Source organism: Halomonas sp. NPDC076908 (genome assembly GCF_050269715.1).
Classification (GTDB): domain Bacteria; phylum Pseudomonadota; class Gammaproteobacteria; order Pseudomonadales; family Halomonadaceae; genus Vreelandella.
This window is the reverse complement of the sequence record NZ_JBNNIW010000043.1, coordinates 1-25026: the sequence shown is the minus strand read 5'-3', so window position 1 is coordinate 25026 and position 25026 is coordinate 1. Positions and strand designations below refer to the sequence as shown.

The following is a 25026-nucleotide window of genomic DNA, read 5'->3' as shown; positions in this document are numbered from 1 at the left end:
GGCCCTCTTGGAAGACAGTTCTGACGAGCCTCCAAGGGGAAGTCAAAGAGCAGGCCTTATGCGATGGATAGCAAAGTTCGTGGGGATTCCTCAGGTTCTAACCCGGGTTTCACCCTGTAAAACATTGTTCTCTTCTACCGTGACCTTTTTGCCTGATTCCAACACACCACTATCGACTTGGTTAATTTCGGCGGCACTGCCGGGGTCAAAAAACGCTTCATCGCGCCTGCCGATGATGTTGTCGGGTGACAGGCCAAATAAATCACACATACGCTGATTAACGTACTGGTACTCTAAACTGGGGGACTTGATATAAATATAGGCATCCACGCTATCCAGAATAGTTGCCAGCATCTCTTTATTGCTCTGTAACAGCGCCCGGTTGTGCTGCATACGGCGCTTTTGTAACAGGCTGACCAATAGCGCCAAACAGACAAAAACAGCTAGCAGGGCGATGCTCCAACGCCCCAGATAATCGTCCACGCGGCTTAAAACATCGATTGGCAGTGTTGCTGCCGACGCTGACAAGGCAGCATTGCTAATAACCTCGACACTTGGCGTTCGCATGACAGTGGATTACTGACCAGGCATGGTAAGAGGCCCCGCTCGATCAACCACTCGCTGCCACGCAGCATCCTGCTCAATACGTGACACAAAAGCGGCAATGGCTGGATATCTTTCGAGAGAGCGAACAGCGGCAACCGCCTGTAGTGGAAAACTCATTTGAATATCAGCACCGCTCGGCCATGGCCCGGCAAAATTACCGTTAGCGAGCAAATGCTCATTGATAAACGTAAGGTGCTGATTAATTTGCGGTGTTAAAAACCGTTTGCTTACCGTATCGCTAATCCCCTTAGCGAGGGGTTTAATCAACCACGGAGACTGTTTAGGGATTTGCGCAAAAACCAATTGCATCACTAAGAGCGGCATCAAAGAGCCTTCGGCATAGTGCAGCCAATAGCGATAATCAACCCATGCGGCGACATCTTCTGGTGAGGGCTGAAGCCGCCCTTGGCCATAGCGCTGCACAAGGTAATCGATGATCGCCCCAGATTCTGCGATCGTCAGGTCACCATCGGTAATGACCGGTGATTTGCCAAGCGGATGAATTTTTTTCAGCGATGAGGGCGCTTGCTGTGTTTTGTGATCGCGTTGGTAAACAACAAACTCATAGTCCAGCTCAAGCGCTTCAAGTAGCCACAGAATTCGATGCGAACGAGACTTTTCAAGATGATGGACGTGGATCATAGACACTCCCTATGGCTGATGTGTACGCCAGCATTGCACTGGCGACAGTTATCCTTCACTGCAGTTACATTCAGCTTAGTATTATAAAGACCCCGATAACAGGCTCAGTCTACTCAGACTAGCATCATAGCTGCTAAGCACCCCATGAAAGCGTTGATCTAAAGCAAAAAATTAAGATTAACGGTGCGCGTGGCGCCAGCGTGACAGTAAATCCCGCGGCGACCATTTGCCTTGGAGCCAGGGTGCCAACAGCCGCATTGAGAGCGGTATAAAAACAAACACCATCACTGGCGTTAACATCAAAGTGCTTACCCCTACCCGAGGAACGAGCGCCCAATCAGCCAGCACACCGCCAAACATCCACTGAAACACCAGTGAAATAGGGAAGAAAGCCAACCATACGGCAACTGCTTGCTTCCAGCGTGGCGGTGCACTGCTACCGCTGGTTTGAAACCAGGCATCTAATCCCATAGCGCGGTGCTCATGGGGTGCCTCAAACAAGCCTGCACCCCGTGCAAGCCATGCGTGGCGGGAAGCAGAGTGCTCCCACGCGGCTAGGGTGTCGCTGCTGCTAAAGCGGAATATAATTTGGTACTCATCGTCGCCAGCAGGTGGCGCTAATACGCCGGAACCAAGGTAGCCAGCAAAATCGGCGGCTAGCTCACGGCCTTCGTTGAGCCAGAGATTAAAATCGGTGTAGCGGCCGTGCTCAACGCGACGAGCCACCATCAATGTGACAGGTGAGGCAGACATGGTATATCTCCAAATGTGTCAACAGCCAAGCCGGGTAAGCAGGCTGTGTGCTTTCAAGCGGGTAAGCTCGAAAGTCCAATTGCCACATTATACAAGCAATGTTGAGGCCATGTGATGACTGTTTCCGCTAAATCTGGTTATGGCTATACCCTGCCATTTAGTTAGCGCCGAGGAACAGGATGCATGCGCTCACCACGCTGGAAAGCACATACATGTTGATAAATAGCTATAGCGCTGCGGATTGCATCAGCTTCCTGTACATCGGGTACGACTACTGGCCCTTGATGCTCACCTTCGGAGCGCAAAATGGCGTCTATGTCGGTCCGGTAACGGTTCAGTAAATGTTCTAAATTGATTCTAATTCGGTGAATCTCTAGCCCAAATTCATGGCGCTGGTCAGTGCGCTTCAAGATGTCAATTGGATTTGTGGCCACTTCAATCAAACTTTCTAACGTAGAGAGCACCAATTTTTCAGCGGCATTGAAATTGGGAATAATGAAATAAATAAGGTCATTCAAAGTGATGGTTGTTTCATCATGGTGCATATATAGCTCAACGCCTGGGTAAGGGAGTAATACTGATAAATCGGCCCTGCTCGGAAAAATTTAACCGGTAAATACCGCGCACACCGTCGCGACTGACGATACGGCGAATCGCCTCAGCGGGGAAGATTACCCAACGGCCATCCACGCTGCGAGTTCGCACATTAGCAATACGCCCCTCGTAGTGCGCTAAGCACTCGTCATAAGTAAGTTCAATAACTACATCAATGGTAGGCATAGCTGAGCGCAGTATTTAAATTCCATTATGGGTCACTTATGCGATGAAATAGGTATCGCCAACTTGCACTGTCGGCATCGCTCGCTAATACTTCATATTATCCCAACTCGTATCGCGTCGGTAATTCTCTATGGCTGTCTCTTCGATTAGCGCGGTTTCCCTCTCTGCTTTGGCACTTCCTGCGGCCAGTACTATCTCCCCGCGGGTGGAGAAAAATTCAGATCACAACACCTCAGACAGCGTTTCAACCTCGCTCAATGACACTGATAGCAGCGAAATGAACGGCGCGGAAGCGGGGCCAAAGAAAGCAGACGGCACGCCCATGGCACCTGAAGAGATTCAGCTATTAGAGCAACTTAAACAGACCGACCGCGAAGTACGCCAACACGAGATGGCACACCAAATAGCTGGCGGTGCTTATACCGGTGGTGCCAGCTACGAATATGAAGTTGGCCCCGACGGCAAACGCTACGCGGTCGCGGGTGAAGTGCCGATTGACTATGGCCCTGTGCCCGGCGACCCCCAAGCGACTATTGAAAAAATGCAAACCGTCATCGCTGCAGCCATGGCACCTGCAGACCCCTCGCCTAAGGATCATCAAGTCGCCGCCCAAGCTCGTCAGTATCTGCTTGAGGCCAAATTAGAAGCGGCGATGCAGCGCATTGAAATGGAGCAAGCCCGTACTTCAGGTCAAACTTCCCTTGCAACGACAACTTCCCCGATGGATGAGCAGGCTGCTTAGCGAAGAGCATGCGCCAGGGAACACCATTCTGTACGATCAGGCCAACTCGCTAACCAGCCAGGCAGTGCTTGGGCGGGCATTGGCCGAGCGATCCCATAGCCTTGTGCTAACCCACACCCCAAAGCCATTAGCGCTTTGGCATGGTCCAAGGTTTCTACGCCTTCTGCCAGCATAGGCCGCTTAAAGCGATTAGCCATGTAAATCACGCTCTCTACGATCGCCATATCGTCCTGGTCACTGAGCATATTGCGCACAAAGCTTTGATCGATTTTAATTAGGCTGACCGGGAGTTGTCTCAAGTGCGTTAACGATGAAAACCCGGTACCGAAGTCGTCAATCGCAAAACTCACACCAAGCGCTTGGCAATGCGACATATTTTGTAACGCTGCCTGAACATCGTGCATAGCAGCACTTTCTAACACTTCCAGCTTTAACATCGCTGGCGGCACATCTGGATGGCGTGCCAGCAGCTCGCTCAACCGCTGGCTAAAATTACTCATTAATAAATGCGTAGGGCTAATATTGACGTTGATGGGCAGTGTGATGCCTTGAGTATGCCATTCGGTTAACTGGCGAAGCGCCTGGTTAATGACCCACTCACCCAAATCGACTTCCAACGAGGTGGTATCAATGATGGGTAAAAATTGCGCAGGCGAAAGCAGCCCCTGCTCGGGATGCTGCCAACGGATCAATGCTTCTACCCCGACGACGCTGCCACGGCGCATATCGACTTGGGGTTGGTAATAAAGGCACAGTTCGTCTTGAGCCAGCGCATCAATAAACCGTTGGCGCTGCTCATGGCGTACCTGAAGCATACGGTCATGATTAGGGTCGAAAAGATGAAAAGTATCTCTGCCCCGCTGCTTGGCACGGTACATGGCCTGATTCGCATGGCGTAGCAGCACATCGCCTTGGGCATCATCATGGGGGTAGAACGTCACCCCAAGACTTGCCGTTAAATGAACGCTTTGCCCATCCATCATTAACGGCTGGCGAATAGACGCCAACAGTTGCGCAAAAAAGTCTTCGTCTACGCCATGATGTAGCAGTAACACAAACTCATCGCCACCAACTCTGGCTAATACATCGTCGCCAAACAACAGATGGCTAATGCGCTGGGCAAACGATGCCAGCAATACATCCCCCACCTGCTGTCCTAACCGGGCATTAATATTTTCAAAATAATCGATATCTAACGAACAAATGGCCAGTGGCAATTGCTTGTCATCGGCATGCTGCATTGACTCTTGTATTAACTGAGTTAGCAATTGAAGATTAGGCAGGCCCGTCAATGCATCAAAATATACTTCACGCTTAAGGTGGCGCGCATGGGAAGGAATAGCCGAAAGATCAGCAAGCACAATCACATGATGATGAATGTTTCCTAGTTCATTACGAACGCGGTTCACCGACATCATCCCTGGGTAATACTGACCATCATGGCTACGATAGCTCACTTGGCTTTTACTACGGTCTCGCAGCTGTATCTCGTCACGCTGTAAACGCTTCGCCCGATTGTTATCCAGGGGCAGAATACTGAACGCTTCCGGGGTTTTTCCTTTCACTTGCTCAAGTGAAAAGCCAGTGAGCTCACAAAATGCAGGATTCACCTCTACTACCCGATTTTCTGCATCGGTAATAATGATCGCCTCATTGGCATAATCAAAAACCGATTCAGCGGTGAATGCTGTATCGCTAGCAGACACCGTGGGCAAAGCAGTATTTAAAGATGATGATCGTGTTGCCAGGGAGGAGTGTTGAGACAATGACAGTTCCTTTGTCAGTTTCAAGGAGAGATACATACGTCTCTTTTTTCCTTGGTAGGGGTGATATAGGGGGCATCATGCGCCAGCGCATTGAGTAAAAAACGTGTAGTTGCGTGTTTTTTCGCCACTATATTAACACTGTATTACAGCCCAGGTACGCCGGGCTGCAAAGTAGGTTATCGGCCGCTGGTAGGAAAAGTTAAGGGGCGGGGCTGGCGGCGCCTAAAAAGCGCTCCTGCCAATAATCAATTTCCAGCGGCACGCTCACTACCGCTCGGCCATTGCCTGGGGCATGAATCATCTGGCCATTGCCTCGGTAAATCCCTACATGAGAGGCTTTGCGCCGGTCACCAAAGAAAAGCAGGTCACCAGGGCGCGGGGCATCTACTTGTGGTAACGCTCTAAACTGCTCATCAGCCGTGCGCGGCACGCGAATACCTGCGGCGCGATAAGTCATTTCCACCAGCCCTGAGCAGTCTAGTCCGTCAGGAGTATTCCCCCCAAACCGATACGGTGTACCAATCGCCTGCTGGGCATGGGAGAGAATTAGCGCGCGCTCCATTGAGAGGCCAGCGCGGTTGGGGGGCGCCTCTATCGGGGTAAGATCTTTGCTGGCACAGCCTGCCAGCAATACCATCATGAGACTTAGCAGTACCCATTTACCCGGCAACATTAACCGACAAGGAAGATACAACAGGCTAACCAAAGGCATGGAAGGCGCTCCGCTAAGCTAATGTGCCTTTATCATGGCGTAAAGCATGCCTCGCCGCCAATAGTTAACGCCCAATCCACTCCACAAACGTGGTCTCGCCAAGCGCATGGCGCTCATGGCGAACACGGCTCATCGCCGCGTAAGGTAAGTCCATCGCGAGCACTCGCGATAGCGGCTGTTCAAGCACTTGCCTCAATAGCCCATTACACACAAACAAATGCGCCACAACCAGCACATGCTTACCTGGCGGGTTAGCTAACAGCTGTTTCCAAACCTCTGCTAGTCGTGCATCGAAGGCCTGTATCTTTTCGCCTCCGGGGGGAGACACCCGGGCAGGATCATGCCAGAACGCACTCATTCGTTCAGTGCCCTCTTCCGCAAATACTTGCGCGTGCGTTTTACCCTCCCACTGCCCCAGGTGTAGCTCGGCTAAGTCATCGTCCACCTGAACGGGTAGGTCAAACTCTTCACCTAGCCATAGGGCAAACTCACGGCAGCGCATCAACGGCGAGGTAACAATCGCATCAAAAGGCAAGTGACCTTCAACCGTATGCCGCATCACCGCATCCGTCACTTGCTGCCAGCCGGTTTCACTCAGCGGGTGATCAGTAGACCCGCGCAGCATTCGGCCGCCTACCGGTTCCCCGTGGCGCAGCAAATCAATGGTAGTAATCTCCGCATCAGGAAAACGCATAGCTGACTCCTCATTAACGGGTGCAACGACCTACTGTAAATCAATGCACGTTTAAATAATCGCGTGCCTAACCCGCGCAGAAATCCATTCAGATACCAGCACGGTGACAAAGATCATCAAAAATATAACGCTGACCTGATCCCAGGCGAGGCTATTGATTGACGCGTTCAGCTGCAGGCCAATACCACCAGCCCCCACCAACCCTAATACCGTCGATTCGCGGATATTAATATCCCAACGATAGACGCTGATGCCAGCAAAGGCGGGCATCACCTGTGGCAGCACGCCGTAATTCATTACCTGCATACGGCTCGCGCCGGTAGCACTAATCGCTTCAACGGGGGTGGGGTGGATCTCTTCAATGGCCTCATAAAGCAGCTTGCCCACAAAGCCAATCGAACGCAGGGCAATGGCGATAATCCCCGCTAACACACCCGGGCCTAAAATGGTTACTAATAACATCGCCCAGATAAGCGAATTGATAGAACGTGATGCCACAATCACCATGAGTGCCACGCTGCGTACCAAGGGGTGGGGCGTGGTATTACGAGCGGCCAAAAAGGCCACCGGAAATGCCATCATGATGCCAATCAGCGTACCCAGTGTGGCGATATTGAGGGTGTCCCACATCGGCTTCCACAGCACATTGGCGTACTCCCAACGCGGCGGCATCATGCGGCTGATTAAGTCACTGCCTTGGCGACCAGCATCCTCGACAAACACCCACATGGTGTTGTCGGAAATTGTTTTCCAGCAAAGTAGAAACAGGCTAATCCCCGCCAGCCAAGCGGCGTATTGCAGCCACTGTGCACGCGTGGTGCGGCGCCGCCATACCGGCAGACCCTGCGATGAAGTTGAAACAGGCATTGAATGTCTCCACAAATGTCGGGGCCAGACATGACGGGCCCAGGCGGGCGTTACTGGGTCCAGCGACGGACATGGCTTGAGCTGTACTCGCACAGCAACACAATAGCGATAATGATCAGCAAAATAGCCGCCGAGGTATCGTATTCGTAGCGGCTGATAGAGGTATTCAGCGTGGCTCCAATACCGCCGGCACCGACAATGCCGATCACCGCCGACTCTCGGAAATTGATATCTAGGCGATAGACTGAAAGCCCAATCAAGCGGGGCATAACCTGAGGCTGAACGGCCTGGTTAATGGTTTGCAACCAGCTTGCCCCGGTTGCGCGCACGGCTTCCACCTGACGCCAATCCAGATCTTCAATATCTTCGGCCAACAGCTTGGCCATAAAACCAATCGTGGCAAACGCCAGCGTGATCATCCCGGCCAACGGGCCAAAGCCGAACATCACCACGAATAGAATAGCGATAATGATCTCTTGAAAGGTACGCGACACGGCGATGATGCTGCGGCACACAAAGTAGATCGGCAGCGGTGAAATATTACGCGCCGCCCCTAAACCCACCGGTATGGCGAGCAGTACCCCAATCACCGTAGAGGTGAGCGTCATGGTTAAGCTTTCCAACAAACCATCCACGATGTCTTTCTGGCGGCTAACAAAGTCGGGCTGCATAAACGCGCCCAAAAAGTTCACCGCCCGGCCAGCACCTTCGGCTACCCGCGCCCAGTTAACGTCTACCGTAGAGAGCGCCAGTATCAAATAAACTACCGTCGCAATAACAATTCCCCGGCGTAAGCGGGAATCGTGTATCAACGGCAGGCGTCGCCACTGGCCTTGCTTAGCCGCCTGCTGGCGCCGTTCGGCCAATGTATCCGCTGTGTTCATCGCGCGCCTCCTGCCGACAATATTGGCAATACATTGCCCGGCTGCACTGCACTAGCGGAGGTTTTCGCTACGCTCTCGTCCTCATCCATCGGTTCAGGGGTGGTGTCCCACTCCTCTTCACCGTAGATCGTGGTGAGCATCTCGCTATCAAGCTCGCTAGGGAGACCATCAAAAACAATTTTTCCTGCGCGCAGCCCGACAATACGGTCAGCAAACTGCTGAGCAAGCGCCACGTCGTGAATATTAATGATTGCTGCCAGATCCCGTTCAGCGCATAGCTCGCGTATCAAGCGCATGATCTGGCGTGAGGTTTTCGGGTCCAGGCTTGCCGTTGGTTCATCCACCAGTAGCAGTTTGGGACTCTGCAGCAACGCGCGCGCAATACCAACACGCTGGCGCTGCCCACCCGACAGCGCATCGGCTCGCTTGTCAATCGCGTGGGGAAGGCCCACTCGCTCTAACAACCGGAAGGCTTCGGTCACCGCTTCTTGAGGGTAGCGACGTAAAAAGCTGCGCCAAAACCCTACGTAACCGAGCTGTCCGGATAAGACGTTCTCCATCACGGTTAAACGGTCTACCAGCGCATACTCTTGAAAAATCATCCCCATAGAGCGACGCGCATGACGCAATTTTTGGCCTGTGAGCTTGGTGAGTTCAGTCTCTTCCAAACGAATACTGCCTTGCGTCGGCTCAACTAGCCGGTTCACACAGCGGATTAGTGTGCTTTTTCCTGCGCCAGACGGCCCAATTAGCGCCATCACCTGCCCTTTAGGCAGAGATAACTCAATATCACTTAGCGCGCGGTCCCCAGTGGGGTAGCGCTTGCCTACGCCGCTTAGTGTCAACATATTCCCACCTCGTATGTATAGCTTAACGGCCAGAAGGGAAACCCTTCTGGCCGAGCAAAACTTGCTAGCTAGCGATTAATCGCAGTCGTAGGTAACGCCGGTGGCATCGGCGATGGTACGAATGACCGACCAGTTTTCTTCATAGGAAATGGGAATAAACTGGGATTCACCGGAGTTTGCGAACTCAGCTTCCAGAGCGGTACCTTCCCAGTCGTAGCTGAAGAAGGCGTCTTGAATGCTCTGTGCAAGCTCAGGGGTCAGGTTATGTGCTAAGCCGTAAGCAGTAGTGGGAAAGGTTTCTGACGTGTAAAGAATCTCGTAATCACCTTCATTGACGACACCGCGGGCAATCATCCGAGTACCTACGGAGTTAGCAATCGCCGCTGCTTCGTAGTCTTTATTGACCACTCCAAGAATGGAGTTGTCGTGAGAACCGGAGAACGCGGTCTCATAATCTTCATCGGCTTCTAGCCCATACTCAGACATCAGCAGCGCTGAGGGCGCACGGAAGCCAGAGTTTGAGGTTTCAGCCGTAAAGGCCAGTTGGCGACCTTCTAGGTCTTCAACTGACTCAATACCGCTACCGGGATAAGTGATGATCTCCATTTCGTAGCCAAAGCTACCGTCTTCAGAAGCCATCATCGTAAAAGGACGGAAACCACCGCAGTTCACCGCAATCGGCGTACTACCAGTATTAAAACCAGCAACATGCAAGCGGCCCGCACGCAGTGCTTCTAACTGGGCGGCGTTAGACTGAACGGGGAAGAACTGAACCCGCTTACCGGTAGCTTCTTCCAAATGACTCAGGAAATCGGACCATACATCGGCGTAAACAGCGGGGTCTTCTACCGGGGTATAAGCAAACACCAGCGTATCCGGGTCTACCCACTGGGATTCATCCGTGGGCGCGTCCGCCACCATATCGCCATCGTTATCTACATAGCGCGAAGAAAGATCAGCAGAGGCATTAACCGACGCCAGGGCAAAGGCACCCGCAACGGCAGCACTGATCAAGGTACGAGTAAGAGATAAAGAGGAGGGTTGCATATATCACCTAAAGGCGTTGTTAGAAGATAGCGCTATCCTGACGGCTTCAGATGACAACGGCGGGGCACTTATATGACTACTTGGTGACGTTTTTACGAACGTAAGGTGACGCCCCTATTTCACACAGACCGACACGTTACTTGCCGCGATGCTCAGCACATAGCCTGTTATCCGCTGTTTTGGTTAAAACTCTCTGGCGGCGGAAATACCACTTCGCTGCCGTCCACATCAAGTTGGCGAATATCGACTGGGCGGCCTTTTTCATTCAGCGTCACCAAGCCTATCCCGCTGGCATTCCATAGTCGCTCACCCGCACTAGCGCGATCAGGGTCGCGGGGGTGAACGCTTAGCTTACGGCGTTTGGTAAACCAGTTGAGTGGCGACCATGGGGCGTAGAGCCAGCGGTTTAGCCGATCAAACGTATTGAGTAGCTGCTTGGGAAAGGTGTTTTTGATTCCGCTTGAGGTGATCTGCCACAGATGAGGCGCGCCCTTTTGGCGACGCACCAGAATGTCATAGACAAACGAATAGTGTACGTCCCCCGACAAAATCACATAGTTGCCCGGCGTTTTGGAGTGTTGCCAAATCTGCAGCAGCGTATTGGCCGCGCCACGGTGGGCCATCCAGTTTTCGGCATCGACCACCAGCGGCTTACCCGCAAGCGTAAACAGCTTTTGAATACCTTCAATTAATTTGACGCCAAACATCGGCGCGGGGGAAATAATCACGGCACTTTTAGCCCCCAATAATGCCTGCTGCATTTCCATTAACGCTTCCCAGTCCATCAAGCCTGAGGGGCGCGTTGGGCTACGTTCGCTGCGCCAACGGCGGGTCCGGGTATCCAGCACAATCAGCGTCGGCGTGCCGGGCACCTGAAACTCCCAGCCCTGAAAGCGCAGCAGCCGCTCGATAAAACCATCTTGCTCCGGGCATACCAGCGGCGGGCACCCATCGCGTAGTAGCGTTGAGGCGTGATGCACTAATGAATTCAGTTTATCCGGTTCGTTGCCCCAGGCTTGGCAGAGCAGATACGCGATCAAGGCGTTGCCAATAATGCGCTTAGAGAACGGGTGGCCATAGGCACAGCGCTCCCACTCAGCCGTCAGGTTCCAGTCATCAGTAACGTCGTGGTCATCAAAGATCATTAGGCTGGGCAAGTGCGCCATTAACCGCGCGCACTGGGGTAATCCATCAACAAATGAATCGATCACCGCCTGCTCTTGACGATAAAGCTCAGCCTCTTTTTCATCGAGCGCCGGTGGTGTTGGCGCAATGACCTGCCACGCCACGGGCGACCACACCAAACAGTACATCGCCAGCATTTCGGCCAGCGTCATCAAATGGTTGTGAGCATTCACCGAGGTAAATACTGGCTTTTTGACCCCGCCGAAAAAGCGCTCGCGCAGCGCCACGTTACTGGTCACATCGGGCAGCAATTCTGCACGGCGGTAGTAGCTCTCGGGCGTGCGGTAGAGTGCCTGACTATCGTCTACCGTCGCCCCTTCCAAGTGCTCATCCACCAGCCCTAACTTTTCAATCAACGCGTGCACTGCGCGCAGCATTGGCCCGGCCACATCGTCGGCGTAAACCTGGTCGCCAGTCATCAGCAGCCACGCGGGCCACTCGGTGGGCGCTGACTGCTGCTCGGCAAGCCAGCTATCGGCGCGCACCAGCCCATCAGCGCTTTCATGATGCGGTTTACGGCAAGAGCCATGCATCAGGCGGTGATGGCGCGATGCAATCACAAAAGCGGGGTAAGCGGCACCGTCATAGCAGAGCCACGGCGCCCACTCGGGCAACGAACGCCAAGCGCCGCAAAGGGTTTCTACCTGAAGATCGTACTCAATGCGCTCATCGCAAGGCAGCGGCGATTCAAGCTCAATATCAAGCAGGTACATAAAGGCGCGCTGACCAATAGCAATGCACTGCTGATGGTGCGCCAAACCTATTGATTGGGTGTCACGCTGCCCAGGCTGCAGTACCAACGTCATATTCAGTGGCCGAGTCGCGACGACCCAGAGCACCAGCCGGGTGGTGCTGATGCGCCTTAACAGAGGGCCAACTAAAATATCGGGTAGCGTATCCGTGTGATTCATCCAGTCCGTTATCCGTTATGCATGTGCCACAATGGGCAATTCCACCACCACTTCTAACCCGCCTGCGTTTCCGCGAGTAAGGTGCATATGGCCGTTATAGAGAGAGACCAGATCGGTGACGATCGCCAGTCCCAAACCGCTGCCAGAGCGCTGCTCATCTAAACGTTTACCGCGCTGGACTGCCTGTTGGCACTCTATTTCTGACATCCCAGGCCCGTCATCGCTGACGGTTAAGACCAATTGCTGCTCTTTAACCTGCACGTTCAGATTCACATCGCCGTGCGCCCAGCGCAGCGCATTATCCATTAAGTTGCCAACTAACTCCTGGATATCTTGACCATCCATATGCACTTTTACTTCACGCTGCCAAGTTTGATGCAGTGCAATACCTCGCCGCTGGGCTAACCGGGCCAGACCACTCAGCAGTGGCGCTAAAGTGGTATGTAAATCAATCGGCGCAAAGCGAACCCCTTCCCCTGCGGCAGAGGCACGCGCCAAATGGTGGCGTACGGCGCTATCTACGCGGGCTAACTCGACTTCCCAAGTAGCACGGCTAGCTTCGGGCAGTTGGCGCAACTGCAGGCGCATGACACTCAAAGGTGTTTTCAGAGCATGAGCAAGGTTACCGGCGGTATGCCGACCACGCTCAATCAAGCGTTGATCGCGGGCAAGCACTGCATTCATCGAGGTCGCCAGCGTGGCTAGCTCGTCGGGCAGATGGATATCCAATTGCTCAGCGTGCCCCTGCTCCACATCGTGCAGGTTGGCGCGCATACGCCGTAGTGGCGCCAACCCCCAGCGAACTTGCAGGGCTAATACACTGAGTAGCAATATGCCCAGTCCCACCAAACCACCCCACAATAGATGCTGGAAGTCGCGGATATCACTGGCTAACACATCATCCCGCGCGGCCACGCTGATATGCAGCGGCGCTTCTAAGGGTGCGAGATAAATGTCGCGCTCCACCACCCGCAAAGACTGCCCACGCGGCCCGGCTAACGAGCGTGCGCTAAGGTTTTCATTTTCGATCACCGGCAGGCGTTGATCCCACAGTGAGCGTGAGACCAAGGTGTGCTGATCAGCATCGGTAATTTGCCAGTACCAACCGGAATAGACATGGTCAAAACGCGGATCCCCTAGTGCACGATCATGGACGAGCTGCTGACCAATGGTGTCATAGGTCACCCCCGCAATGATGACGTTAAGGGTGGCTTCAAGGCGCTGATCAAAGGCTTGCGTGGCAGCGGTACGGTAGTGATGGGCAAGCAGTGCGCCAGCAATTGGCAGGGCGAGGCCCACCATCAATAGCACGGCTAGCAACAGCCGTACGCTGATGGAACGCCTTCCCCAACGGCCTACCCACTGGTGACGCCACGCTTGTTTGGCTTGGCTCATTCGATGGCGGGCTCTTCTGCTAACAACCGATAGCCCTGGCCTCGCTGGGTAACAATTCGCCAACTGCCCAGCTTGCGGCGCAGACGGCTGACCTGAACATCAATCACATTAGAGTCTGGCTCATGGTCGCGGTCATAAACATGCTCTGAAAGCTCAGTACGGCTCACCACTCGGGGCGCGGCATGCATTAAGTAGCCGAGCAGACGCGTTTCCTGAGCGGTTAAGCCCACCGGACGCCCCGCTAACGTAACGTGTTGAGTGTGCGTATCCAGGCTCAGCTCACCGACTTTAAGCACCGGGTGCGCGTGACCGTGGCTGCGCCGCACCAGGGCGCGTAGCCGAAACAGCACTTCCGCCGATTCAAAAGGCTTGGTGACATAATCATCTGCGCCGGCGGTAAATCCTGCCGCTTTATCGGTCCAGCGTTCGCGAGCAGTAAGAATCAAGACCGGCAGATCAATACCATCTTCCCGCCACGCAGCAAGCCAGCGGGTGCCGTCGCCGTCGGGCAGTCCCACATCTAAAATCAGCGTGTCGTAGGCTTCAGTGCGCACTAAAAAATCGGCGTCCTGACCTGTAGCGGCATGCTCTACCAGCCAATCCCCGTCTCGCAATGCTTGACTCAGCTCGCGAGCGAGCGCCTGGTCGTCCTCTACCAGCAAACACTTCATTGGCTAGCTGCCCTTATGTTTGTGTCGCCACTTGGATAGCAACATTAGCGGCGCATATCATTAATACGGACGCCCTCAATGGACATCAACTGGCCAGTGTTGCCATCAAATTCAAACTCCACCACTTGGCCCTGAGGACCAAGTAGTTTGATTTCGTACTCTACATAGCCCGACTCGCGCTCCACCTCAACTTCGAGCACGTCACCTATATAGTGGGCTTCGAGCCAATCCAAGATAGTTTCCAGTGGAACAACTTCGCCCCGACGAACTTCACCGTGCAGCGACTCCCAAGATTGGTCGCCCACCGCACTTCCTACCAACAATATTGCCAACAACACTCCCATCAACATAGCCAGCACAAAACCGGCGACGTTGCGCCGACAGCCGCGTTGGAAGCTGAGCAGGAGTTTAGTAGGGTAACGTCGAGTGTTTTTCATAGTGCCAGGATGCCAAAGGCAACATGAACGTTAGATGAACAGTTTTGTCAGCTTAAGGACAGTATCGCGGTGGTATAAATTCCCTGTCGCATTCGCTGAATGACGTTCGTTATGTAAAGCAAAGCGTTATATCAAGCAAAGATAAGCCACGCAAAGAAGGAATTTGATATGAATACCATGAAAAAAATGCTGCTGATCCCCACCTCTGCTCTGCTGCTTGCCGCTGGCAGCGCCCAGGCAGATTATGCCCCTATTGATAGCATCGACAATATACTGACCCATGCAACCGAGTACGGTTTCACTCAGTATGAAGAGATTCAAGTAAAAAGCCGTGGACGCGCTGAGGTAGAAGGCTGGCTTGATGACGAATGGTACGCCGACGTCGAGTTCTCTATCGACAATGGAGAAATGCTAAAGGAAGAGCGTAAGCGTTTAATTACCGGCGCCTGGGGCATGAGTGAGGATGATGTCCGCCAAGCCCTTAACGTTGCTCAGGCAGAAGGCATGACTGAGTTTGAAGAGATCGACATTGATAAGAGCGGTATGATTGATATTGAGGGTCGTGATGAAAATGGTCGCGAGCTAGACATCAGCCTGCGCCAGGGTAGCGATCAAGTTAGCTCTATTGACCGCGATTAATGTGACCGCGTCAAATTAAGAAGCTGTAAACACTTAGCGGTTAATTTGAGCGCATTGCGGGCTCCCTTTATGGGAGCCCGCAGCGTTTAAAGCATCCTAACGGCTATCTTGGCAATTACCCCGTGCCATGATCGCTTCCGCAATACGCTCAATTCCCTGGCGATAGGCAGCTTGGCGGTAGGTAATGCTTTCCATTTCCGCCCGCTTTAATACCTTGCTTGCCTCTTTACCCAGCAGCAGGTCCAGCCGTTCATTGACCTCCGATTCACTCCACTTCTCTCCGGCGCGGTTTTGCAGCCACTCGAAGTAGCTGACAATTACACCGCCAGTGTTGGCTAATACATCCGGCAGAACCAGCACATCGCGCTGGGCAAGGGATTGGTCGGCATCGCTGGTCAGCGGTCCATTGGCGATTTCCAAAATGGCACCCGCTTTCACCTCATCCACATTGTCGCAATGGATTTGATTTTCCAGTGCGGCTAGGGCGAGCACGTCTACTTCAAGCGTTAAAAGCTCTTCACCGTTAAGCAGCTTACCCGTTTTGCTATCCGCCAATTTACCGTGCTTGGTTTTATCCTCTTTGGCTTTCTCGATATCCAACCCATCAGCATTGTAAATTGCACCACTGGAATCAGACACCGCTACAACCCGATAGCCACGCTCGCTGGCTAAGCGGGCAAAGTGGTAAGCCGCGTTGCCAAACCCTTGCACAGCAACGGTAGTTTCTTCAGGCTTACGCTCTTCACGCTCGGCCCATAAGTCGAGGACTTTTAGCGCGCCGCGTCCGGTCGCGGCCACGCGCCCTGGTGAACCGCCTAACGGTAATGGTTTACCTGTTATTGCGGCAGGTGCTTGGGCACGTACGATATGCTCATACTCATCAATCATCCAGCCCATCACCGTGGCATCGGTATTCACGTCTGGCGCAGGAATATCACGATCAGGGCCCATAATATCGGCAATGGCGCGAATATAGCCGCGCGCTAGACGCTCCCGCTCTAATGATGACAGCGACTTGGCATCTACTTGAACGCCCCCTTTACCACCGCCATAAGGCAGGCCGACAACGGCACATTTGACTGCCATCCAAAAACTCAGCGTTGTCACTTCGTGCTGATTCACATCAGGGTGAAAGCGCACACCACCTTTGGCTGGGCCAAGGCTGGTATCGTACTGTACTCGCCACGCGGGAAAAGCTTTCAAACTGCCGTCATCCATGCGTATGGGAATGCTCACCTGTAACGAAAGGCTGGGCTGCATAAGCCGCGACTGAGCATCAGGGTGAATATCGAGCGCTTTGAATACATCGACTAGTCGTGAACGGGCGTCTTCAAACAGCGCCGCGCCTACTTCCGGTGTTAATGTGCGTGGCGCCGTTTTTTCAGCTTGGCTTTGGGGCGTCTGCTTCTGGTGTTGGCTCTTCTTTGTTTTGGTTTTTTGCTTTTTATCGCCCATTCAATACGCTCCTTGTGCTTGGCTCAGGGTAAGACGTTCAGAAAATAATGTGAAAACGTGCTTACAGCGTAGCAGTTGGCCATCCGTTGAGCTGTTTCACTTGTGAAATTGCTGTTTTTTCCCACACTTAGAACAACTGCATGGATGCCAAGGAGAAATTTCTGTGAGCCCGATGACCCAACAAGCCCTCCGCTGGGGGAGCGTTTACTGCGTACTTGCCCTACTGCCAATGGGGTGGCTGCTATTGTCACCGCCCACTGCCCGCAGTTGGGCAGGTGAATTTTCTATTATGCTCGGCGTTTTGGCGCTGAGCGTGATGTCGTTACAAGCGTTAATTTCTGGCCGCCATCGTTGGTTTGCGCACGGGGTGGGCTTTGACAATGTGCTTCAGTTTCACCGCCAAATCGGCATTGGCGCCCTGTGCTTATTACTGGCACACCCCATTATTCTACTGATGGCTCACCCAGACTTTATTCACTACCTAGACCCGCGGGACGAAACACTGCGCGCCTTGATGCTAATGGCCCTTATTGCCGCCACCCTGACGCTAGTGATCAGTTCACTATGGCGTACGCGCTTTGGTTTATCTTACGAATGGTGGCGGCTGATTCACGGCGGGTTAGCGCTGTTTATTGTCGCTGGTGGGTTAGGGCATGCACTCATGGCGCAGCGCTACACCCAAGGGGTGACTACTTCATTAGGCTTTGCGCTGTTAATTTTGCTGCCCATCGGGCTGGTGGTGGAAACACGTCTGATACGGCCATGGCGCATGCGCAAACGCCCATGGCGAGTGGACGATAATCAGTTAGAGCATGGCGAGACCAGCACGCTCGTATTAACACCAGAAGGCGACCATCGGTTTACCTTTCAACCCGGTCAGTTTTTTTGGATTACGTTAGGTGACACGCCTTTTTCGTTGCAGCAGCACCCTTTCTCACTTTCGTCATCAGCGGCCCAAGATGGCCAACTGGCATTCAGCGCGAAACAGCTGGGTGACTTTACCCGGCAACTACCCAGGGTAAGGCCCAATACGCGGGCGTTTATTGAGGGCCCTTATGGCGCATTTATAGCTAACCCGGATAACACCTCGGGGATCGTGATGATGGCGGGTGGCATTGGCGTGACGCCATTTATGAGCATGTTGTACACCTTCCGTGATCGCAACGTTCAGATACCCCTTTGGCTGGTTTACGCTAACCCAACCTGGCAAGAAGCCACCTTTCGCGAGAGTTTAGAGGCGTTAGAAGAGCAGTTGAACTTGACCGTGATACACGTTATTTCTGACCCACACGACGGCTGGGAAGGTGAGACCGGCTATGTGGGCCAAGCGCTTATTGAACGCTGCCTGCCCCAAGACGACAAGCAGCGCGACTACTTTATTTGCGGGCCAGACCCAATGATGAATGCCGCTGAAGGCGCCTTGATTCACCTGGGCATTGCCCCTACGCGGATTTTTTCTGACCGCTTTGACATCGTTTAAGGAACTGACCATGTTGCATCACTACGCACGCTACGCCGGTACCGGCGTGATGATTTTATTAGTCGCTATCGCGCTGCTTGCCGCGCGCTGGCTGCAGTAATTACCAACGATATGGAGGACTATATAGAGGGCGTGCATGAGGCACTTGTGCCTGCTGCTATTCGCGACCTTGCTTGGCTTATTGCCACGCCTGACCTGGTGGAGCTACCACCGCCGATTCCGCATGCGGGACGCCCCAGCCTCGCGGAGCTAGGGCTAACGGATGATGTTGAAAAGTGGCTAACCGCACAAGCAGCAGCGCCTTTAAAAGCGCTTAACGGCAGTCGAGCAACGCGCATGGGCCATTACCATGAACGCCTGTGGCATACGCTTTTAGATCATGCGCCGAATACGCGACTGTTAGCCCGTAACGTGCGCATCACCCGCAAGCGTAATACGCTAGGCGAGCTGGATATGCTCTACCGCACGCGGGATAATCCAGCGCCGGTGCATTTGGAAGTAGCCATTAAGTTCTTTCTGGGACTACCTGAAGGGCCAGGCGCACTCACCAGTCAGAGCCGCTGGATTGGTCCAGGCGGGCTGGACAGCCTAGCGCTTAAGTGCGCTCATCTTCGTGGTCATCAACTGCCGCTTTCCACCACGTTACCTGCGCTGGAGACACTCGTCCACTGGCTCGCGCCACGAGACCTGGGCGTTTCTGCTATAGGTTTAGGCGAGCAGCTAACCCAGCGGCTGGCGATGCCGGGGGTGCTGTATTACCCCTGGCACGCTGAGATGCCCGCGCCGGAAGGCGCGACGGCCGACCATCGCCGAGGAAGGTGGTGCTTTTTAAGCGATTGGCCTGAGCTGGTAGCGCGTTTAACTGAACTGCCTAGGGTCACGCGGCTGGAAAAACCCCACTGGTTAGCGCCTCCGACGAGGGAGGCGTTTCGCCCTGCGGCGGAGATGCTACCTGCCATTATTGATAAGGTTCACACTTGGCGCTCACCGCAGCAGGTGATGCTGCACTGTCCAGAAAAAGCGCGCTATGAGCGGCTATTTATAGTGCCCGATGACTGGCCGCGTCAGGTGCCTCTACCGCCCCGCGTTCGAGATCAAATAGCCACTTACACGTCTAAATGACCACTAGGTTATCGCGATGAATCAGCTCGTGGGCTTCTACATAGCCGAGGATGGCTTCAATTTGGTGGCTGGGCTGGCCCGCCAGCAGCCGCGCCTCATCAGCGCCGTAGTTAACCAGGCCTTTAGCCACGGATGCACCCTGCTCATCCACACATACCACCATATCGCCGCGCTTGAAGCTGCCCTGTACATTGCGCACGCCAACAGCCAACAGGCTGGAGCCTTTGTCGCGTAGCACTTTGACCGCACCGGCATCCAACACCAGCGTACCGCGCACCTGCAGCTGGCCTGCTAACCAGCGCTTACGCGCCGCGATGGGTACTTGGTCAGGTCGCAGCAGCGTGCCAAGTGCCTCGCCTGCCATTATTCGGTTGATAACATCGGGCTGGCGGCCGCTGGCAATGATCGTTACCGCACCGGAGCGCGCCGCTAACTGCGCCGCACGTACTTTGGTGCTCATACCGCCTCGTCCAAGCGCTCCTCCACTTCCCGCCACGGCAGCTAAGCGCGGGTCATCGGCGCGCCCTTCGGCAATCATCTGGGCATTAGGATTGTGGCGTGGGTCGGCGTCAAACAGGCCTTCCTGATCGGTTAGCAACAACAGCGCGTCCGCCTCCAATAGGTTAGCGACCAGTGCCCCTAGGGTGTCGTTATCACCAAAGCGAATCTCATCGGTAACGACGGTATCGTTTTCATTGATGACCGGCACCACGCGCATCTCTACCAGCGTGCGCAGCGCAGAAAGCGCATTCAGGTAGCGCTTGCGATTGGAGAGATCGTCATGGGTGAGCAGAATCTGCGCTGTGAGCATGCCGTGGCGGGCGAAGTGCTGCTCATAGCACTGGGTTAAGCCATTTTGGCCGACCGCAGCAGCAGCCTGCAGCTCATGCACAGCGCTGGGGCGCACCTGCCAACCAAGGCGCACCATGCCAGCAGCAACGGCGCCGGAAGAGACCAGCACCACCTCAATCCCTTGCTGATGCAAAGCGGCGATTTGATCCACCCAGCCACCAATGGCGACTTCGTCCAGGCCACGGCCGTCGTTAGTGAGTAGCGCGCTGCCAATCTTGACGACGACCCGCCGCGCACGGGTTAGCGCGCTGCGCCCCAGAATTTGCTCGTTACTTTCCATGCCACCCCGCCTCAATCAGACACTTACAAAAGGAGCCGCGCGAACGCAGCTCCTTTTTAGCTTATTACCTTAAGCTTACTACCGAATGCACCCGCTCAATACCACTAAGGCGCGTACTCAACTTCAACATCGTAATCATCGTCGTCGAAGTCTTCGTCATCTTCATCGTCGCGATTACGCCGACGACCCAGACGCGCTTCGGTGCGGGCAACTGATTCTTCTTCCATGCGGCGGCGCATCTCTTGCTCGCGGGCCAGCGCTTCTTCATCTTCATGCTCAAGGCGACGCTGTTCGGTCAACCAGCGGTAGGCAGCCTGAACCAGCTTATCCGTGCCATCGCTGCTGATCGCGGAAATACGGAACACCGGGCCTTCCCAGTTAAGCGCCTGAATAATTTCCTGAGCACGCGCCTCACGCTCATCTTCAGGCAACAGGTCAAACTTGTTCAACACCAGCCAGCGGGGACGCTCAGAAAGCGCTGGTGAAAACTGCCCCAGTTCGTGAACAATCGCCGTCGCTGCTTCCACGGGGTCGGACTCGTCAAACGGTGCCACATCAACCACGTGAAACAGCAGCCGCGTGCGGGTCAGGTGCTTTAAAAAACGCAGCCCTAAACCGGCACCTTCAGACGCACCTTCGATCAAGCCAGGTACATCGGCCATCACGAAGTGTTCGTGCATCCCCAGCTTCACGACGCCTAGGTTAGGCACCAGCGTAGTGAACGGATAGTTGGCGACCTTCGGTTTAGCAGCAGACACCGAACGAATCAGCGTTGATTTGCCCGCGTTAGGCATGCCCAACAGGCCAACATCGGCCATGACTTTCATTTCCAAGCGCAGATTACGGCGATCGCCCTCTGTACCGGGCGTGGTGCGGCGCGGCGCGCGGTTGGTCGATGACTTAAAGTGGATGTTACCCAATCCACGCCTTCCACCTTCGCCCACCAATACCACTTGGCCAATTTCGGTCACATCGGCGATGACTTCCAGCGTATCTTCATCAATCACCGTGGTGCCTACCGGCACTTTGACGTGCAGGTCTTCCCCGGCCTTGCCGCTCATTTGGCGACCCATGCCACCCTGACCATTTTGCGCTTTATAGAAGCGCTGAAACTTGAAATCGATCAGGGTATTAAGCGCATCGTCACCAATCAGGTAAACACTGCCACCATGACCACCATCACCCCCATCGGGGCCGCCCCTGGGCACATATTTTTCGCGGCGAAAGCTCAGACAGCCATTGCCGCCTTTGCCCGCCTCAACAATAATCGAGGCTTCATCGACGAACTGCATTGGATTCTCCCGGCCGCTTCCGCCGCCCTAATATGCACTACTTTTTTCCCCAACCTTTATCCCCACCAGCATCGTGGTAAAACCATGATGGTAAAAAAATAGTGGAAAAGCGTATTGGAAAAGAGATTTAACCGACAAAAAAGCCCCGCCATAGCGGGGCCTTTTTTCTCGCAACTTTTATCGCAGCTCTTTCAAGCCTTCAAGCGATTGCGAGCGCAACGCTAGCCGCTTAGGCAGAAACGATGCTAACGAACTTGCGGTTTTTAGGACCTTTGGTCTCAAACTTCACAAAACCGTCGCTTAGCGCGAACAGCGTGTGGTCGCGACCTAGGCCAACGCCTGTGCCCGCGTGGAAACGCGTGCCGCGCTGACGCACGATGATGTTACCCGCAGTCGCCGCTTGGCCACCGAAGAGTTTCACACCTAAGCGTTTAGACTCGGAATCGCGACCGTTACGCGTGGAGCCAGCTGCCTTCTTATGTGCCATTGCAAAATCCTCCTAAGGGAATTGGCTGCTTACGCAGAAATTCCAGTAATTTTGACTTCAGTGAACCACTGGCGGTGGCCCTGACGCTTCATGTGGTGCTTCCGGCGACGGAACTTGATGATGGTTACTTTATCGCCACGGCCGTGGGAAACCACCTCGGCAGAAACTTTAGCACCACCGATCATCGGCGCACCAATGTTGAAGTCATCGCCGTCTGCGACCATCAGCACTTCGTCAAACTCAATCGTTTCGCCGGTCGCGACTTCGATTTTCTCAAGCTTGAGGGTTTGACCTTCTTGAACGCGGTACTGTTTGCCACCGCTTTTAATAATTGCGTACATGTCGCTCTCCGGACTTGTCGTTAATGCCGGTTACGCCCCGCGTAACCAACGCTCATCGCCTTCCGCTCTTATCGACCTGCTGCGAGTGGCGCCCCTTTTGGAGCCATCTGACAGGGAGCATGATGAGTGGGTCGCGGATTATAGCGACTATCGGTGCTTACCACAAGACTAATGGCCACTGTCAATGGCCAATGATGGTTAATGCAACGCCATCACGCTAGCGATACCGCAGCCTGTGTCTTGACGCCCAACAGACAGCCCCATAGCATGACCCCAACGCATGAACATAACGACACCACAACCACGAGCGGCTCTTACCGCTTTCACCTGCACGGATCCCATGACCGCTAACGTCTCCCCAGCCAAGCCTGTCAGCTCAACGCCTTCACCGCTGCACGCCGTGGTGGCCGATGACTTCGAAGCCGTCAACCGGACGATTGTCGAGCAACTCAACTCCAAAGTGCCGCTGGTCGAAACGATTGGCCAGTACATTACTGAGAGTGGCGGCAAGCGCCTGCGCCCTTTGCTAGCCCTGCTGGCAGCACGCTCACTCAACTATACCGGCGACAAACATATTCCGCTGGCCACGTTGATTGAGTTTATGCACACCTCCACGCTGCTGCACGACGACGTGGTAGATGAATCGCATATGCGCCGGGGCAAGAAAACCGCCAACGACGCCTGGGGTAATGCCCCCTCCGTGTTGGTAGGTGACTTCCTTTATGCCCGCTCGTTTCAAATGATGGTCGATGTGGGCTCGATGCGCATTATGGCGATCCTTTCAGGCGCCACCTGCATCATCGCGGAAGGCGAAGTACTGCAGTTAACCAACATCGGCAACCCCAGCATTTCTGAAGACGACTACTTCGAGACTATTCTGGGTAAGACCGCCATGCTGTTCGAAGCGGCTTCCCATAGCGGCGCGGTGCTGGCAGAAGCAACGCCGGAGCAGGAGCACGCGCTGCAATACTATGGCCGCTACCTCGGCTTAGCGTTTCAGTTAATTGACGACCTGCTCGACTACCAAGGCGACGCCGAAGCCATGGGCAAAAATGTCGGTGACGACCTAGCCGAAGGCAAGCCAACGCTGCCGCTGATCCATGCGATGGAGCAAGGCACGCCGGAACAGGCCAAGCTGATTCGCCAAGTGATTCGTGACGGTGGCCTTGAGCAACTCGATACCGTACTGGAAATTGTTCACGCCACCGGCGCACTCGACTACACCCGCCAGCGGGCCGAAGAGATGGCCGACAAAGCCCTTGAACAGTTAGAGGCACTACCACCGAGCGTTTATCGCGACAGCATGGCCCAACTGGCACGCTTAGCCGTTGATCGCAAAGCATAAAAATTCGCTCATCGCGTCGTCTAAGGCTTGAAAAAACACCTCCGCATAAGTATGATCCACCTCCGTTATTGAGAGCAGATCATTTAAGCCTCAGCATCATTTCGGAATATAGCTCAGCTTGGTAGAGCGCTGCCTTCGGGAGGCAGAGGTCGCAGGTTCGAATCCTGCTATTCCGACCAAGAATTCCATGAAAAACGGCCACTTAGCTAACTATAGCAGGTGGCCGTTTTTTGTTGTGTTTGACGCTAGGTTCCATATAGGTGCCAGCCGCCAAAAATTCTTTTATCTATTTTCCTGTCTAAACAATTAACGATAAGTTTTAGCTAGCCTCTACTTGAGAGCCATCCTGAGGACCGCTAATCCGATCCCGCCCACTGCGCTTAGCCTGATAAAGCGCATCGTCGGAGTGTTTAAGCAGCGGTGAAAGGCTTTCGAATCGACAATTTTTCGGCTGGCGAGCCCCATGCTTAAGGTAACTAACCCAGAGTATGTCAAAGAATGTGGGATGGCACTTTCGCGCGCACCATCCCTGCTTTAGCACCGTCGTAATATTCTTTGCTTGTGTGATGTCCACACCAATACCCCGCAGGTTGGCATCCGGAATCCATGTTTCCGTCATCAACAGCCAGCGGCCGTCCCATGCTTTAATTTCAAATTGGCGATAAAAACGGATAAATATTGCCTCGCTGTTTAATTTACCTGAATCCGTGAGACCGGCCCCCGGAAGCACTTCTAACCCACTGACCTGCATGGCAATATAGCCATTATCGCCATTCACCCAGACAGTGCCATG

The 25026-nt window shown here is 54.0% G+C and carries 27 protein-coding genes and 1 tRNA gene; 6 read left to right on the top strand and 22 right to left on the bottom strand.

Going from position 1 to position 25026, the window contains the following annotated elements; genetic code table 11:
• Window positions 1-90: 90 nt before the first annotated feature.
• The 5 genes from ACQKE4_RS18090 to ACQKE4_RS18070 all read right to left on the bottom strand — a co-directional run bounded on the left by ACQKE4_RS18090 (window position 91) and on the right by ACQKE4_RS18070 (window position 2781).
• Complete coding sequence (locus ACQKE4_RS18090) at window positions 91-567, bottom strand: PAS domain-containing protein (RefSeq protein ID WP_427389677.1); 477 nt, start codon at window positions 565-567, stop codon at window positions 91-93.
• Window positions 568-576: 9 nt separating this feature from the next.
• Window positions 577-1248 (bottom strand): glutathione S-transferase, encoded by a 672-nt coding sequence (locus ACQKE4_RS18085; protein WP_427389676.1) that lies wholly within the window; start codon window positions 1246-1248, stop codon window positions 577-579.
• Window positions 1249-1425: 177 nt separating this feature from the next.
• Window positions 1426-2001, bottom strand: coding sequence for an antibiotic biosynthesis monooxygenase (locus tag ACQKE4_RS18080; protein ID WP_427389675.1), 576 nt, complete (start codon window positions 1999-2001; stop codon window positions 1426-1428).
• A gap of 161 nt (window positions 2002-2162) precedes the next feature.
• Window positions 2163-2546, bottom strand: coding sequence for a hypothetical protein (locus ACQKE4_RS18075; protein ID WP_427389674.1), 384 nt, complete (start codon window positions 2544-2546; stop codon window positions 2163-2165).
• A gap of 7 nt (window positions 2547-2553) precedes the next feature.
• Window positions 2554-2781 (bottom strand): DUF2835 family protein, encoded by a 228-nt coding sequence (locus tag ACQKE4_RS18070; protein WP_427389673.1) that lies wholly within the window; start codon window positions 2779-2781, stop codon window positions 2554-2556.
• Window positions 2782-2911: 130 nt separating this feature from the next.
• Between ACQKE4_RS18070 and ACQKE4_RS18065 the strand changes: the two genes are divergently transcribed.
• Complete coding sequence (locus ACQKE4_RS18065; RefSeq protein ID WP_427389672.1) at window positions 2912-3523, top strand: putative metalloprotease CJM1_0395 family protein; 612 nt, start codon at window positions 2912-2914, stop codon at window positions 3521-3523.
• Here ACQKE4_RS18065 and ACQKE4_RS18060 read toward each other — a convergent pair.
• The 11 genes from ACQKE4_RS18060 to ACQKE4_RS18010 form a co-directional block, all read right to left on the bottom strand.
• Window positions 3520-5325, bottom strand: a complete 1806-nt coding sequence (locus ACQKE4_RS18060) for a putative bifunctional diguanylate cyclase/phosphodiesterase (RefSeq protein ID WP_427389671.1) — start codon at window positions 5323-5325, stop codon at window positions 3520-3522. The genes ACQKE4_RS18065 and ACQKE4_RS18060 overlap by 4 nt on opposite strands.
• A gap of 163 nt (window positions 5326-5488) precedes the next feature.
• Window positions 5489-5962, bottom strand: a complete 474-nt coding sequence (locus tag ACQKE4_RS18055; RefSeq protein ID WP_427389680.1) for a C40 family peptidase — start codon at window positions 5960-5962, stop codon at window positions 5489-5491.
• Between the two features lie 103 nt (window positions 5963-6065).
• On the bottom strand, window positions 6066-6695 hold the full coding sequence (locus ACQKE4_RS18050) for a histidine phosphatase family protein (RefSeq protein ID WP_427389670.1): 630 nt from the start codon (window positions 6693-6695) through the stop codon (window positions 6066-6068).
• Between the two features lie 51 nt (window positions 6696-6746).
• On the bottom strand, window positions 6747-7562 hold the full coding sequence (gene phnE, locus ACQKE4_RS18045; protein WP_427389669.1) for a phosphonate ABC transporter, permease protein PhnE: 816 nt from the start codon (window positions 7560-7562) through the stop codon (window positions 6747-6749).
• Between the two features lie 50 nt (window positions 7563-7612).
• Complete coding sequence (gene phnE / locus ACQKE4_RS18040; RefSeq protein WP_427389668.1) at window positions 7613-8446, bottom strand: phosphonate ABC transporter, permease protein PhnE; 834 nt, start codon at window positions 8444-8446, stop codon at window positions 7613-7615.
• Complete coding sequence (gene phnC, locus ACQKE4_RS18035) at window positions 8443-9294, bottom strand: phosphonate ABC transporter ATP-binding protein (RefSeq protein WP_427389667.1); 852 nt, start codon at window positions 9292-9294, stop codon at window positions 8443-8445. The genes phnE (ACQKE4_RS18040) and phnC overlap by 4 nt, the downstream gene beginning before the upstream one ends.
• 75 nt (window positions 9295-9369) lie before the next feature.
• Window positions 9370-10341 (bottom strand): phosphate/phosphite/phosphonate ABC transporter substrate-binding protein, encoded by a 972-nt coding sequence (phnD, locus tag ACQKE4_RS18030; protein WP_427389666.1) that lies wholly within the window; start codon window positions 10339-10341, stop codon window positions 9370-9372.
• Between the two features lie 167 nt (window positions 10342-10508).
• Window positions 10509-12437 (bottom strand): alkaline phosphatase D family protein, encoded by a 1929-nt coding sequence (locus ACQKE4_RS18025; RefSeq protein ID WP_427389665.1) that lies wholly within the window; start codon window positions 12435-12437, stop codon window positions 10509-10511.
• A gap of 15 nt (window positions 12438-12452) precedes the next feature.
• On the bottom strand, window positions 12453-13832 hold the full coding sequence (locus ACQKE4_RS18020; RefSeq protein ID WP_427389664.1) for an ATP-binding protein: 1380 nt from the start codon (window positions 13830-13832) through the stop codon (window positions 12453-12455).
• Complete coding sequence (locus ACQKE4_RS18015; protein WP_427389663.1) at window positions 13829-14503, bottom strand: response regulator transcription factor; 675 nt, start codon at window positions 14501-14503, stop codon at window positions 13829-13831. The genes ACQKE4_RS18020 and ACQKE4_RS18015 overlap by 4 nt, the downstream gene beginning before the upstream one ends.
• Before the next feature lie 44 nt (window positions 14504-14547).
• Window positions 14548-14940 (bottom strand): PepSY domain-containing protein, encoded by a 393-nt coding sequence (locus ACQKE4_RS18010; protein WP_427389662.1) that lies wholly within the window; start codon window positions 14938-14940, stop codon window positions 14548-14550.
• A gap of 168 nt (window positions 14941-15108) precedes the next feature.
• On the opposite strand from ACQKE4_RS18010, the gene ACQKE4_RS18005 reads away from it, so the two are divergent.
• On the top strand, window positions 15109-15579 hold the full coding sequence (locus ACQKE4_RS18005) for a PepSY domain-containing protein (protein WP_427389661.1): 471 nt from the start codon (window positions 15109-15111) through the stop codon (window positions 15577-15579).
• 96 nt (window positions 15580-15675) lie between these two features.
• Here the strand turns inward: ACQKE4_RS18005 and ACQKE4_RS18000 are convergent, their stop codons facing one another.
• On the bottom strand, window positions 15676-17034 hold the full coding sequence (locus tag ACQKE4_RS18000; protein WP_427389660.1) for a Glu/Leu/Phe/Val family dehydrogenase: 1359 nt from the start codon (window positions 17032-17034) through the stop codon (window positions 15676-15678).
• A 172-nt stretch (window positions 17035-17206) separates the two neighbouring features.
• On the opposite strand from ACQKE4_RS18000, the gene ACQKE4_RS17995 reads away from it, so the two are divergent.
• Both ACQKE4_RS17995 and ACQKE4_RS17990 read left to right on the top strand, forming a co-directional pair.
• Window positions 17207-18514 carry a ferredoxin reductase family protein gene (locus tag ACQKE4_RS17995; protein ID WP_427389679.1) on the top strand — a complete coding sequence of 436 codons (1308 nt, stop codon included), beginning with the start codon at window positions 17207-17209 and terminating at the stop codon, window positions 18512-18514.
• Between the two features lie 111 nt (window positions 18515-18625).
• Entirely contained in the window at window positions 18626-19636 is a 1011-nt protein-coding gene (locus ACQKE4_RS17990; RefSeq protein ID WP_427389659.1) for a DUF1853 family protein, read from the top strand.
• On the opposite strand, the gene proB is transcribed toward ACQKE4_RS17990, so the two are convergent.
• The 4 genes from proB to rplU form a co-directional block, all read right to left on the bottom strand.
• On the bottom strand, window positions 19629-20768 hold the full coding sequence (gene proB / locus ACQKE4_RS17985; protein WP_427389658.1) for a glutamate 5-kinase: 1140 nt from the start codon (window positions 20766-20768) through the stop codon (window positions 19629-19631). The genes ACQKE4_RS17990 and proB overlap by 8 nt on opposite strands.
• Window positions 20769-20872: 104 nt before the next feature.
• Window positions 20873-22060 (bottom strand): Obg family GTPase CgtA, encoded by a 1188-nt coding sequence (gene cgtA, locus ACQKE4_RS17980; RefSeq protein ID WP_427389657.1) that lies wholly within the window; start codon window positions 22058-22060, stop codon window positions 20873-20875.
• A gap of 229 nt (window positions 22061-22289) precedes the next feature.
• Window positions 22290-22547 carry a 50S ribosomal protein L27 gene (rpmA, locus tag ACQKE4_RS17975; protein ID WP_008957069.1) on the bottom strand — a complete coding sequence of 86 codons (258 nt, stop codon included), beginning with the start codon at window positions 22545-22547 and terminating at the stop codon, window positions 22290-22292.
• 29 nt (window positions 22548-22576) lie between these two features.
• A complete protein-coding gene (rplU, locus tag ACQKE4_RS17970) occupies window positions 22577-22888 on the bottom strand; it encodes a 50S ribosomal protein L21 (protein WP_176304985.1) in 312 nt (103 codons plus the stop codon).
• A 340-nt stretch (window positions 22889-23228) separates the two neighbouring features.
• Between rplU and ispB the strand changes: the two genes are divergently transcribed.
• Together ispB and ACQKE4_RS17960 are read left to right on the top strand one after the other, a co-directional pair.
• Window positions 23229-24233 (top strand): octaprenyl diphosphate synthase, encoded by a 1005-nt coding sequence (gene ispB / locus ACQKE4_RS17965; protein WP_427389678.1) that lies wholly within the window; start codon window positions 23229-23231, stop codon window positions 24231-24233.
• A 102-nt stretch (window positions 24234-24335) separates the two neighbouring features.
• Window positions 24336-24412 (top strand) — tRNA-Pro (locus ACQKE4_RS17960).
• Between the two features lie 140 nt (window positions 24413-24552).
• On the opposite strand, the gene ACQKE4_RS17955 is transcribed toward ACQKE4_RS17960, so the two are convergent.
• Window positions 24553-25026 (bottom strand): hypothetical protein (locus ACQKE4_RS17955; RefSeq protein ID WP_427389656.1); only part of this gene is annotated, 474 nt, incomplete at its 5' end.

What these genes read in the sequence shown, in the direction of transcription:
- ACQKE4_RS18055 (WP_427389680.1), bottom strand. Translation starts at nt 5,962, where the DNA reads ATGTTGCCGGGTAAATGGGTACTGCTAAGTCTCATGATGGTATTGCTG.
- ACQKE4_RS18070 (WP_427389673.1), bottom strand. Translation starts at nt 2,781, where the DNA reads ATGCCTACCATTGATGTAGTTATTGAACTTACTTATGACGAGTGCTTA.
- ACQKE4_RS18065 (WP_427389672.1), top strand. Translation starts at nt 2,912, where the DNA reads ATGGCTGTCTCTTCGATTAGCGCGGTTTCCCTCTCTGCTTTGGCACTT.
- ACQKE4_RS18005 (WP_427389661.1), top strand. Translation starts at nt 15,109, where the DNA reads ATGAATACCATGAAAAAAATGCTGCTGATCCCCACCTCTGCTCTGCTG.
- ACQKE4_RS18075 (WP_427389674.1), bottom strand. Translation starts at nt 2,546, where the DNA reads ATGCACCATGATGAAACAACCATCACTTTGAATGACCTTATTTATTTC.
- proB (WP_427389658.1), bottom strand. Translation starts at nt 20,768, where the DNA reads ATGGAAAGTAACGAGCAAATTCTGGGGCGCAGCGCGCTAACCCGTGCG.
- cgtA (WP_427389657.1), bottom strand. Translation starts at nt 22,060, where the DNA reads ATGCAGTTCGTCGATGAAGCCTCGATTATTGTTGAGGCGGGCAAAGGC.
- ispB (WP_427389678.1), top strand. Translation starts at nt 23,229, where the DNA reads ATGACCGCTAACGTCTCCCCAGCCAAGCCTGTCAGCTCAACGCCTTCA.
- rpmA (WP_008957069.1), bottom strand. Translation starts at nt 22,547, where the DNA reads ATGGCACATAAGAAGGCAGCTGGCTCCACGCGTAACGGTCGCGATTCC.
- ACQKE4_RS18010 (WP_427389662.1), bottom strand. Translation starts at nt 14,940, where the DNA reads ATGAAAAACACTCGACGTTACCCTACTAAACTCCTGCTCAGCTTCCAA.
- ACQKE4_RS17995 (WP_427389679.1), top strand. Translation starts at nt 17,207, where the DNA reads ATGACCCAACAAGCCCTCCGCTGGGGGAGCGTTTACTGCGTACTTGCC.
- ACQKE4_RS18050 (WP_427389670.1), bottom strand. Translation starts at nt 6,695, where the DNA reads ATGCGTTTTCCTGATGCGGAGATTACTACCATTGATTTGCTGCGCCAC.
- ACQKE4_RS18060 (WP_427389671.1), bottom strand. Translation starts at nt 5,325, where the DNA reads ATGTATCTCTCCTTGAAACTGACAAAGGAACTGTCATTGTCTCAACAC.
- ACQKE4_RS18085 (WP_427389676.1), bottom strand. Translation starts at nt 1,248, where the DNA reads ATGATCCACGTCCATCATCTTGAAAAGTCTCGTTCGCATCGAATTCTG.
- phnE (WP_427389668.1), bottom strand. Translation starts at nt 8,446, where the DNA reads ATGAACACAGCGGATACATTGGCCGAACGGCGCCAGCAGGCGGCTAAG.
- ACQKE4_RS17990 (WP_427389659.1), top strand. Translation starts at nt 18,626, where the DNA reads ATGGAGGACTATATAGAGGGCGTGCATGAGGCACTTGTGCCTGCTGCT.
- ACQKE4_RS18000 (WP_427389660.1), bottom strand. Translation starts at nt 17,034, where the DNA reads ATGGGCGATAAAAAGCAAAAAACCAAAACAAAGAAGAGCCAACACCAG.
- ACQKE4_RS18015 (WP_427389663.1), bottom strand. Translation starts at nt 14,503, where the DNA reads ATGAAGTGTTTGCTGGTAGAGGACGACCAGGCGCTCGCTCGCGAGCTG.
- ACQKE4_RS18025 (WP_427389665.1), bottom strand. Translation starts at nt 12,437, where the DNA reads ATGAATCACACGGATACGCTACCCGATATTTTAGTTGGCCCTCTGTTA.
- rplU (WP_176304985.1), bottom strand. Translation starts at nt 22,888, where the DNA reads ATGTACGCAATTATTAAAAGCGGTGGCAAACAGTACCGCGTTCAAGAA.
- phnE (WP_427389669.1), bottom strand. Translation starts at nt 7,562, where the DNA reads ATGCCTGTTTCAACTTCATCGCAGGGTCTGCCGGTATGGCGGCGCCGC.
- phnD (WP_427389666.1), bottom strand. Translation starts at nt 10,341, where the DNA reads ATGCAACCCTCCTCTTTATCTCTTACTCGTACCTTGATCAGTGCTGCC.
- phnC (WP_427389667.1), bottom strand. Translation starts at nt 9,294, where the DNA reads ATGTTGACACTAAGCGGCGTAGGCAAGCGCTACCCCACTGGGGACCGC.
- ACQKE4_RS18080 (WP_427389675.1), bottom strand. Translation starts at nt 2,001, where the DNA reads ATGTCTGCCTCACCTGTCACATTGATGGTGGCTCGTCGCGTTGAGCAC.
- ACQKE4_RS18090 (WP_427389677.1), bottom strand. Translation starts at nt 567, where the DNA reads ATGCGAACGCCAAGTGTCGAGGTTATTAGCAATGCTGCCTTGTCAGCG.
- ACQKE4_RS18020 (WP_427389664.1), bottom strand. Translation starts at nt 13,832, where the DNA reads ATGAGCCAAGCCAAACAAGCGTGGCGTCACCAGTGGGTAGGCCGTTGG.